Origin of the sequence: Rhodoblastus sp., assembly GCF_041915505.1 — a bacterium.
Classification (GTDB): Bacteria; Pseudomonadota; Alphaproteobacteria; order Rhizobiales; family Beijerinckiaceae; genus Rhodoblastus.
On record NZ_JAYSBG010000115.1, the window covers coordinates 1 to 9,903 of the forward strand.

Annotated in this window: 9 protein-coding genes and 1 tRNA gene; 8 read left to right on the forward strand and 2 right to left on the reverse strand. The window is 62.9% G+C overall.

What is annotated here, in order from left to right:
* The first annotated feature begins 843 nt into the window (after nucleotides 1-843).
* The gene (ltrA, locus tag ACE3S9_RS09185) at nucleotides 844-2,370 is read left to right on the forward strand and encodes a group II intron reverse transcriptase/maturase (RefSeq protein WP_374546150.1); all 1,527 of its coding nucleotides are present in this window, start codon (nucleotides 844-846) and stop codon (nucleotides 2,368-2,370) included.
* 213 nt (nucleotides 2,371-2,583) lie between these two features.
* On the opposite strand, the gene ACE3S9_RS09190 is transcribed toward ltrA, so the two are convergent.
* Complete coding sequence (locus ACE3S9_RS09190) at nucleotides 2,584-3,777, reverse strand: DUF932 domain-containing protein (protein WP_374546158.1); 1,194 nt, start codon at nucleotides 3,775-3,777, stop codon at nucleotides 2,584-2,586.
* Nucleotides 3,778-4,159: 382 nt separating this feature from the next.
* Nucleotides 4,160-4,234 (reverse strand) — tRNA-Gly (locus tag ACE3S9_RS09195).
* A gap of 219 nt (nucleotides 4,235-4,453) precedes the next feature.
* On the opposite strand from ACE3S9_RS09195, the gene trxA reads away from it, so the two are divergent.
* The 7 genes from trxA to ACE3S9_RS09230 all read left to right on the forward strand — a co-directional run bounded on the left by trxA (nucleotide 4,454) and on the right by ACE3S9_RS09230 (nucleotide 9,724).
* Nucleotides 4,454-5,365: a thioredoxin gene (gene trxA, locus ACE3S9_RS09200; RefSeq protein ID WP_374546151.1), complete on the forward strand. Its 912-nt coding sequence runs from the start codon at nucleotides 4,454-4,456 to the stop codon at nucleotides 5,363-5,365.
* A gap of 11 nt (nucleotides 5,366-5,376) precedes the next feature.
* Complete coding sequence (locus tag ACE3S9_RS09205; RefSeq protein ID WP_374546152.1) at nucleotides 5,377-6,051, forward strand: LON peptidase substrate-binding domain-containing protein; 675 nt, start codon at nucleotides 5,377-5,379, stop codon at nucleotides 6,049-6,051.
* 9 nt (nucleotides 6,052-6,060) lie between these two features.
* Nucleotides 6,061-6,297, forward strand: a complete 237-nt coding sequence (locus ACE3S9_RS09210) for a Trm112 family protein (RefSeq protein ID WP_374546153.1) — start codon at nucleotides 6,061-6,063, stop codon at nucleotides 6,295-6,297.
* Between the two features lie 147 nt (nucleotides 6,298-6,444).
* A complete protein-coding gene (locus ACE3S9_RS09215) occupies nucleotides 6,445-6,783 on the forward strand; it encodes a P-II family nitrogen regulator (RefSeq protein WP_374546154.1) in 339 nt (112 codons plus the stop codon).
* A gap of 50 nt (nucleotides 6,784-6,833) precedes the next feature.
* Nucleotides 6,834-8,144 carry an ammonium transporter gene (locus ACE3S9_RS09220; protein ID WP_374546155.1) on the forward strand — a complete coding sequence of 437 codons (1,311 nt, stop codon included), beginning with the start codon at nucleotides 6,834-6,836 and terminating at the stop codon, nucleotides 8,142-8,144.
* A gap of 106 nt (nucleotides 8,145-8,250) precedes the next feature.
* On the forward strand, nucleotides 8,251-9,141 hold the full coding sequence (tesB, locus tag ACE3S9_RS09225) for an acyl-CoA thioesterase II (RefSeq protein ID WP_374546156.1): 891 nt from the start codon (nucleotides 8,251-8,253) through the stop codon (nucleotides 9,139-9,141).
* Between the two features lie 244 nt (nucleotides 9,142-9,385).
* Nucleotides 9,386-9,724, forward strand: a complete 339-nt coding sequence (locus tag ACE3S9_RS09230; RefSeq protein WP_374546157.1) for a P-II family nitrogen regulator — start codon at nucleotides 9,386-9,388, stop codon at nucleotides 9,722-9,724.
* The last annotated feature ends 179 nt before the right edge of the window (nucleotides 9,725-9,903 follow it).

The following is a 9,903-nucleotide window of genomic DNA, read 5'->3' on the forward strand; positions in this document are numbered from 1 at the left end:
GACGCGCCGGACGTTCGCTTGGCTGAGCACCAGCTTGTTGAAGGGGATGTCGCGCGATGACGACAGGGTAATCTTCTGAATGGCGGTTGCCATGGTCTTTACTCCGCGACGGACTGCCCAAGAGCCTCTCTCTGGACTTGAAATCCGTCACGAAGCGAAGCGCCGCCCTCTCACTCTTGGTGCGCCAAGTACACAACCGACTGAAAACAAAGGAGGATAAACAGTCTGGTCAAAACTACCGAACAGTCCAGCGGGGTGCAAGTCCCCGACCGCCACACGGTGCAGCGTGGGGCGAGAAGCAAACGGGTGAGGTAAGCCGGGTGCTTCCGGCGAGCCGTAAATCAGCAGAACCCGTTAAAGCCGGGCGCGAGGGGACTTCCGATCCCGAGGCGGCCCGGCCAGCGAGTCCGTCATGGAGAGGGCAACCGAACCGATGGAAGACGCCCCGTCAAGAGGGATTTCACCAACTCGGAAGTGGGTGAAATGGTCGCAAGACCTGTGGAGCGCCGGCGCGTTGTTCAGAGGTGCGCGCCAGGGGCATCGGAACATTTCCGATGTCAGCCGCCGAGAAAGCCTGCAAGGCTCGATGGCCGGAATCCACACGGGGTACAGTCGGCTCCTACAACGGACAAGGGACGGCGGTGGAACTTGGGAACCCGCCCGCATTTCCGCTCTCTCTCCCTTTGGGAGGAAGAGCGGATGGCCGAATTGACCGGCGATCATGCGCGGCGGGGACGGAGCCCGCGTAGTAGTCCGAGGACGGGAAAGCCGTCCACACCAACATTCGATGAGAATGGGCGAAGGCGGGCAGTGGATGCAATTTGCAAGCAGGAGAAGGACCTTATGTCCGACGCGGTGAATGCCGGGTTCATTCTCGACATGCAGCGCAAGCTGTATCGGTGGAGTACCGCGAATCCCGACAAGGTGTTCGCGGATCTGTTCAATATCGTTTGTGACCGCAGAACGCTCACTCATGCTTGGCGAAAGCTGGCCCGCAACGCGGGAAGCACCACGCCAGGCACGGACGGCGTGACGCGGGAAATGATCCAAAAGCGCTCCAATGGCGTCGCGGAATTTCTGGAGGAAATCCGGCAAGACCTGCGACACGGAACCTACCGGCCCCAACCCGTTCGGCAGAGGTTGATTCCGAAGCCGGGCAAACCGGGAAAGTTCAGGCCATTGGGCATCCCCACGCTTAAGGATCGACTGGTCCAAATGGCGCTCAAAATGGTGCTGGAGCCCATATTCGAGGCGGATTTCTATCCCATCTCCTATGGCTTCCGGCCCGGTCGAAGCACCCATGATGCATTGGCGCGGATTCAAACACGCCTGCACCCTTCATCCACTGGTCCATCCTGGACCCGCTATGTGATCGAGGGCGACATCAAGGGCTGTTTCGACGCCATCGATCACCATGTGCTGATGGAGCGTGTACGTCGCCGCATCAAGGATCGGAAGGTCCTACGGCTCGTACTCGCCTTTTTGAAAGCCGACATCATGATCGAGGGCAGCCTTCGGCATTCGGTGACGGGTGCCCCGCAAGGGGGCGTCATCTCGCCGTTGTTGGCCAACATTTATCTGACGGCCGTCGACGAGCGATACAAACGCTGGGTTACAGGCCCACGAGAGAGCGCGGCCAAGGTGAGCAACCGCCATAGTCGGGATCGCGAACATGGCCGGCCGACTTTCTACGTGGTGCGCTACGCGGACGACTTCGTCGTCCTCGTCCAGGGAACCCACGAGAATGCAGAAGGCGAGCGGCAGTCGCTGGCGCACTTCCTCAAGGAGGATTTGCGCATGGAATTGTCGATGGAAAAGACCAGGATCACTGATGTTCGGGAAGGCTTCGACTTCCTTGGATATCAGGTCGTACAGAAGAAGTCGCCCACAACGGGCCGACACGTCGGCAACCTCTTCATCCCAAAGGGGAAGCTGCAACTTCTACGCGACAAGATCAAGGCCACGGTGAGAAAAACGTCAACTGGCAGGACCCTCGCCGATCTCATCGACAAGCTCAACCCGGTCATCGTCGGATGGCGAAACTACTATCGCTATGCCTCTCGGGCATGGAAGGAGTTCGCCAAACTCGACTGGTGGCTGGATCAGCGTATTGCGCTCTGGTTGCGCAGAAAACACGACAAAACGCCGTGGGCGGAATTGTTCCGCCAATATGCGCAATCCAGGTGCGGGAAACGCAAGAGGTGGCGTCAAGGCAAAAGGGAAATTGCTCTCTTCGCCGAGGCCCGCCAGCAACGTTTCCCCGACCGGGGCATACGAATACCGAACGGATGGAATGCCGCCCAAGATGAGCGCTTCCTGATGGGAGCCACGAAACACTGGGAGGCGATCAACACCCTCGCCTATTTGTGAGGGCCACCCGTGGCGATCGCCACGCATGGAGAGCCGGATGCCGGGAAACTTGCACGTCCGGTTCGGGGAGAGGGATGAAGAAACCTGCCCTGGCAACGGGGCAAGGCGCTTCATCCCTACTCTACGAGGGAGCGCCACGGAAACGGAAAAGCGGAAGGGCACTGAAACGCAAAGCCGGAGACACGGAAAACCGCATCTCCGGCTTTGGTAGGATCAGGCGGCGCAATCGAGCAGTTTCTTCGCCTTGGCCTCCATGTCGAGGCGGGCGTCCTGATGCGGCTTGTCGCGCGCGACGGCCGTGATGCCCTGCACGAAATCGAAGATGCTCTCGGGCGGCCGACCTTCCTCGGTCAGCACGGCGTCAATGATCTTTCCGGTCTCGGCTTTCGAGAAACCGCGTCTGCGCAGGAAATCGCTGCGATCCTCATCCGTGCGTGCCACGATCCGCTCGCGCGCCGCCTTGATGCCGTTGATGAAGGGCATGGGCGACGAGTTCGCGAAATTCAGCAGCGCCGGTGCCGCCTTATGGGCGAAGCGCGAGGCGGCATATTTGCTGTGCCGGAAGCTGATTTCCTCGAAATCCTCCACGCCCCACAGGTTTCGATTTTGGCAGACTGCGCGGAGATAGAAGCTCGCCATGCCAAGGGTTTTGGCGCCGACCTCCGAGTTCCAGGCATAGAAGCCTCGGAAGAACAGATCGGGCGAGCCGTCCGGCAGACGTCCTGCCTCGATGGGGTTGAGATCGTCGACGAGGAACACGAACACGTCACGATCGCTGGCATAGAGCGTCGTCGTGTCCTTTGAGATATCAACGCGCGGATTGTAGATGCCCGTCGACCAGTCGAGCACACCCGGCACCTTCCAGCGCGTATCGCCTGTGCCATTGCCGGCGATGCGCTGCACGGCCTCGACCAGCTCGTGATCGTAGATGCGCCCATAGTCAGGGCCGGTGACGGCGCGCAATTCCACGCGGCCGTCATCGGTTTCCAGCGTCTTGATCTGCTCGGCTCGATGGGAGGTGAGGCCATGTTGCAGATTGATGCCGGCGAGGGCCGCCGGAAGCTGACGCAGATAGGCGGCGGGCGCCCCGACCTGGCTCGCCAACTGGCCGAAACTCCAGTGCGTCGGAGCCACGGGCGCCTCGGCGCCGGGAAGGATCAGCGATAGTCGCTCGGGATCGGTGCGGCTCGCTTCGACATGGATCAGCGCAGTTTCCACCACGCGGGTCCGGCTCCGATCGGATCGATCGCGCACGGATCGAGCTAGTTCCCCGAGTGACAGGAACCGCTCATCGTCGGGTCGGGAAAACCATTCCGACGAAACCCGGCCGACGCGCTCGCCGCGCGTGACATCCACCTTGTAGCCGCCGCTGAGATCGCGGCGCGCATCGGGAACCTGCATGTTCATGGGGAAAATCTCCATGACGGGCGCCGAAAGCCTCTCTCTCGGCACTCCACCCGTCACGGAAATCCCTTCCGCCCTCTCACTCTCAGGGGGAATTGCTGGACTCCCCGCAGAAGGGCTCGGCCGAGACGTCCGCCTCGGCCGCAGGGGAAATTTTTCCCCTCAGATCCCGCAAACGCCACTCGTCTCTATCTCACCAACAGGACACTGCGGCCCTTACATTTCTGACTGGAACGGAGATGGCGCGGGCGCTGAAGGCGAAAATTATGCGCAGGCCTGCGATGCGGCCGTTCTTGCCCGTGGTATCTCGGTGGTATCTTGACGCAAAAACAAAGGCGGCAGCTAAAAAGCCGCCGTGCCAAACCTTTGGTTTTTCTAGAAATTTTGGAGCGGGCGAAGGGATTCGAACCCTCGACCCCAACCTTGGCAAGGTTGTGCTCTACCCCTGAGCTACACCCGCATCCGTGGGACGACGCAGCCGCGTCGTGGGGGCTATATGCCGCAAAGCCCGCGACATTGCAACAGGGCGACGGCGATCTTTTTCGTGAATTTGTCATCGCGTCGAAAAAGCCGGCTTTTCCTTCGCACGAGCGCGCGAGCGGTTGCGAAAGCGACGTCAACTCGCCATTTTACGCGGGAGCCGGCGCCAAAGCCGCGACGGAAAGACGGATGGAACGCGATGCAGCAAGCGGAACCAAAGCCCCAAACGTCCCCGAACGCCGCCGGCGCCGATATCGTCGACGTGACCTTGCAGAGCTTCCGCGATGAGGTGATGGAGGAATCGCTCCGCCGTCTGGTGCTGATCGATTTCTGGGCGCCCTGGTGCGGGCCGTGCAAGCAATTGACGCCCGTGCTCGAAAAGGTCGTCGCCGCCGCGCGCGGACGCGTGCGGCTCGCCAAGATGAACATCGACGAACATCCCCAGATCGCCGGCAAGCTCGGCATCCAGTCGATTCCCGCCGTGGTCGCCTTCAAGGACGGCCAGATGGTCGACGGCTTCATGGGGGCCCTGCCGGAAAGCGAGATCAAGACCTTTATCGAGCGTTGGGCCGGGCCGGCGGGCGAAGATGTCGAGGCCTTGTTCGCGGAAGGGCAGGCGCTGCTCGATTCGGGCGAGTCCGATGCAGCCGAGGCGGTTTTCGCGCGCGTGCTCGGCGCGGAGCCGAATCACGCCGGCGCGCTGGCCGGTCTCGCCCGGATCGCGATCGGACGCGGCGCGCTCGACGAGGCGAAGGCGCTGCTCGACGCCATTCCGCCGCAGCAGGCCAACGCCCCGGCGGTCGCGGCGGCGCGCGCCGCGCTCGCCTTGCAGGAACAGGCCGGCGCGGTCGGCGATCTGGCTTATCTGCTGGCCCGGGTCGAAAATGCCCCGACCGACCATCAGGCGCGCTATGATCTGGCTGTGGCGCTCAATGCCGCCGGCCGCCGCGACGCCGCGGCGGAAGAATTGCTGAATATCATCAAGCGCGACCGGGCGTGGAACGAAGAGGCGGCGCGGAAATTGCTGCTGCAATTGTTCGAAAGCTGGGGACCGCTCGATCCCACGACGCGCGCGGCCCGCAGAAAGCTGTCGTCGTTCCTGTTTTCGTAACGAGTTGCGCCATGGCGATGAACAAGCCCTATCTCCGCGCGTCGGACTTGCCCGACACCATTCCGCTCTTTCCCTTGACTGGCGCGATCCTGCTGCCTGGCGGGCAATTGCCGCTGAATATTTTCGAGCCGCGCTATCTCGCCATGTTCGACGACGCCATGCGCGCGGAACGGATCGTCGGCATGGTGCAGCCGCTGGCCGGAATCGACGCGGCGCCCGGCCAAAGCCCGGCTTTGCGTCCGGTGGGCGCGGCGGGGCGAATCACGCAAATGTCGGAAACCGGCGACGGGCGCTATTTCGTGGTGCTGAGCGGCGTGGCGCGTTTTCGCATCCTGTCGGAAATCGCCTCAGACAAGCCCTATCGGCTGGCGCGGGTGGATTTCGGCGGCTTCGCGGATGATTTCGCCGCGGAGGAGGAAAGCGTGTCGCCGGGGCGGCGCGCCGATCTGAACGCGGTGGCCTTCGATCTCGCCCAGGCGCTGCGGCTGGAAATCGCGCGCAAGGATGTGGAATCCATGCCTGACGTGGATATGATTTCGGTGTTCTCGATGATCGGCCCGTTCGATCACGCCGAGAAACAGGCGCTGCTCGAGGCGCCGGATCTGGCTTCGCGCGCCGATCTGCTGCTCGCTTTGGGCGAGATCGCCTTGTCGCGCGCGACCAAGGCGGGCAAGCCGCTACAATAGGATGACGCCATGAGTGATTCGACCGCCGCGCCGCAAGATGACGCTTTCGCCCCGCAATCGGCGGCCGAGGCCGCCGGCGTCGATCCGCGCCTGCTGGAAATCCTGGTCTGTCCCCTGACCAAGACGACGCTGCGCTACGATCGCGAGCGCAACGAGCTCGTGTCGCTAGCGGCCCATCTCGCTTATCCGATTCGCGACGGCATTCCGATCATGCTGCCCGAAGAGGCGCGTCGGATCGACGAATGAGCGGCGCAAGCGCAGGAAATGCGCGCTAATTAAGCAGAATTTCCTTCGGTCAATGATCGAAGAATTAGCTCTGTCGATATCTTGTGCATTTTGCTCAACAATGGCACAGAGGACGGCGTTCGTTCGACTCCGTTCTCGGGCCCAATCATGAAAATTGTCACCGCGATCATCAAGCCCTTCAAACTCGACGACGTCCGCGAAAAGCTGGCCGCCCTGCGCATTGACGGAATGACCGTCACCGAGGCCAAGGGCTATGGCCGCCAGAAGGGCCATACCGAGATCTATCGCGGCGCTGAATATGTCGTGAGTTTCCTCCCCAAATTGCGGATCGAAATCGTCATGCGCGACGAGCAGGTTGCCGCCGCGGTCGACGCCATCAGGGCGGCGACCAACACCGGCCATATCGGCGACGGCAAGATCTTCGTCAGCCCGATCGAGCGGGCGTGGCGCATCCGCACCGGCGAGGCCGACGACGACGCGCTTTGACGCGCCGATTTTTCACGCTCGCTTTTTCGTTCCTTCCCAGGCCTTTCCCTATGAAACGATTTCTTTCCGTCGCAGGACTGGCGGCGCTCGCCTGTCTTGCGCCCGTCGCCGCCTTCGCCGCCGACGCCCGGATCGATGCGGCCGATACCGCGTTCATGACGTTCTCCACGGCGCTGGTTCTGCTGATGACCCTTCCCGGTCTCGCCTTGTTTTACGCCGGCATGGTGCGCAAGAAGAATGTTCTGGCGACCATGGCGCAGAGTCTCGCCGCGACGGCGATCGTCTCGCTGTTATGGCTCGTGCTCGGCTACAGCCTCGCCTTTCGCGGCAATGGCGCGCTGATCGGGGATTGGTCGGCCGTCCTGCTCGCGGATATCGGGCTTCAGTCGGTCAGCGGCTTTGCGAAAACGATCCCGGAAATGCTGTATTGCGCCTATGAGATGACCTTCGCGGTCATCACCTGCGCGCTGATCGGCGGCGCGACGGCGGATCGGTTGAAGTTTTCCGCTTTCTGCCTGTTCTGCGTCCTGTGGCTTTTCATCGTCTATGTCCCCAGCGCCCATTGGGTGTCGGGCGGCGGCTTCCTGGCCGATTGGGGCCTGATCGATTTCGCTGGCGGCACTGTGGTCCACATCAACGCCGGCGTCGCGGGTCTTGTCGCGGCGCTGACGCTTGGGATGCGGACCGGCTATGGTCGGGAGAATCTGGCGCCGTTCGATCTGTCCATGGCCTTCGTCGGACTGGGCCTTCTGTGGGTGGGCTGGTTCGGCTTCAACGGCGGTTCGGCCCTCGGCGTCGGCAGTCGCGCCGTCTATGCGATCGCCGCCACTCATTTTTCAGCCTGCGCCGGCGCCCTGGTCTGGTCGGGGCTCGAATGGCTGCATCGCGGCAAGCCCTCGCTGCTTGGCCTGATTTCGGGCGCCGTGGCCGGCCTGGGCACGATCACGCCGGCCTCCGGCTTCGTCCTGCCGTGGCATGGGGCCGTTATCGGGGCGCTCGCCGGCGGCATCTGCTTCTGGACATCCACGGAATTGAAGGCGCGGTTGGGCTATGATGACACCCTGGACGTCTTCGGCGTCCACGGCGTCGGCGGCGTGCTCGGCACGCTGCTGGCGGGCGTCTTCGCGACCGCCGCGATCAGCGCCGCGGACGGCCAGCCCGGCGTTTCCGGTCTTATCGAGGGCAACGCGCATCAATTGGCCGTCCAGGCCGCGGGGGTGGTCATCGTCGCCGTCTGGTGCGTCGTCGGCACCCTCGTCAGCCTGAAAATCGTGGATGCGGTCGTGGGGCTGCGGGTCGCGCCCGATGATGAGCGGCTCGGACTCGATCTCGCGCTGCATGGCGAGTCCCTCCATCCATAAGGCCCCGTCGGTCGCTTGACGCCCTCGGGGAAAAGCGTTCCACTGTGAACCATTCCGCTGCGGCCCCGCGTCGCGGCGTTGTTTTTATGGGACCGCGAGCTGCCCGATGTCCAAGGCCATCACCGACCTGCTGAATATTCTCGATCTGGAGAAGATCGAGGAAAATCTGTTTCGCGGCCGCAGTCCGCAGGTCGGCTGGCAGCGGGTGTTCGGCGGGCTGGTCATCGCGCAGGCTTTGGTCGCGACGCAGCGCACGGTCGGGGAGACCCCTGCCCATTCCCTGCACGGCTATTTTCTGCTCGGCGGCGATCCGGCCGTGCCGATCGTCTATCAGGTCGAGCGGCTGCGCGACGGCCGCAGTTTCGCGACCCGGCGCTGCACGGCCATTCAGCACGGCAAGGTGATTTTCACGCTGGCGGCTTCCTTTCATCAGGCCGAACCAGACAATCTGCAGCACGCTTTCACGCCGCCCGACGCGCCGCCGCCGGACGATCTGCCGGACGAGAGCGAATTTCTCGCGCGTTTCGGCGCCTATATGCCCGAGCCGGTCCGCCGTTATTTCGAGCGCGAGCGGCCGATCGAAATGCGCCCGGTCGATCCCGGCCGCTATGTCGCGCGCGGCGACAAGGCCGATCCGGTGCAAAAGGTCTGGGTGCGGACCTCGGCGGCGCTCCCGGACGATCCCGCGATCCATCGCGCGGCGCTGGCCTATCTTTCGGACATGACCCTGCTCGACACCTCGCTGATCGCCCATGGCCGCTCCGTGTTTCATCCGGAGATCCAGGCGGCCAGCCTCGATCATGCGCTCTGGCTGCATCGGCCGTTCCGCGCCGACGATTGGATGCTTTATGTGCAGGACAGCCCGAGCGCGTCGGGCGCGTTGGGTTTCAGCCGAGGCGCCCTTTATTCGCGCAATGGCGCGCTGATCGCCTCGGTCGCGCAGGAAGGCCTCATTCGCCTCAAGCCGATTCCGACGGTCAATTTCGCTCAGCTTTGAATAAAAATGAGGCGTTAGAGCCGGGCGCTCGCCCGCAGGCGCCTATTTTTTAGGCCATTACTGAAGCTTCAGACCGACTCCGTTGGACGGGCCGAAAGCTTCTTGCTTAATCAATGGCTTACAGTAGCCAATGTTCTGGCACGTTCCTTGTTACGGCGCCTCCGCCAAGCGGCCTTGCGGCCCGGCAAGCCCGCCTCAAACGCGAACTTCTTTTCACAGTCGCGAGAAAAACAGGGAAAAACAGATGAAAATCGTGATGGCTATTATCAAGCCGTTCAAGCTGGACGAGGTTCGCGACGCGTTGACGGGCGTTGGGGTCCACGGCCTGACGGTGACGGAAGTGAAGGGCTATGGCCGGCAGAAGGGCCATACGGAGATTTATCGCGGGGCGGAATATGCGGTGAGCTTTCTGCCGAAGCTGAAGATTGAGGTCGCGGTTCCGGCCGAGCTTGTTGCGAAGACGATCGAGACGATTTCGACGGCGGCGCGCACGGGCCAGATCGGCGACGGCAAGATTTTCGTCAGCCCGCTGGAGCAGGCGATCCGCATCCGCACCGGCGAACGCGACAGCGACGCGCTCTGATTTTTCCCCCTCTCAGTCAGGAGTTATAGATGTTTTCCATTCCCTCCCGCCGAACCGGGCTAAAGGCGCTCGGTCTCGCAGCGGCCGGGCTGGCGCTGTGCGCCGTCGCGGCTTATGCGCAAGACGCCGCGCCGGCCGCGGCTGCGGCTGCTCCGGCCGCCCCGCCGGCGCCGGTTCCC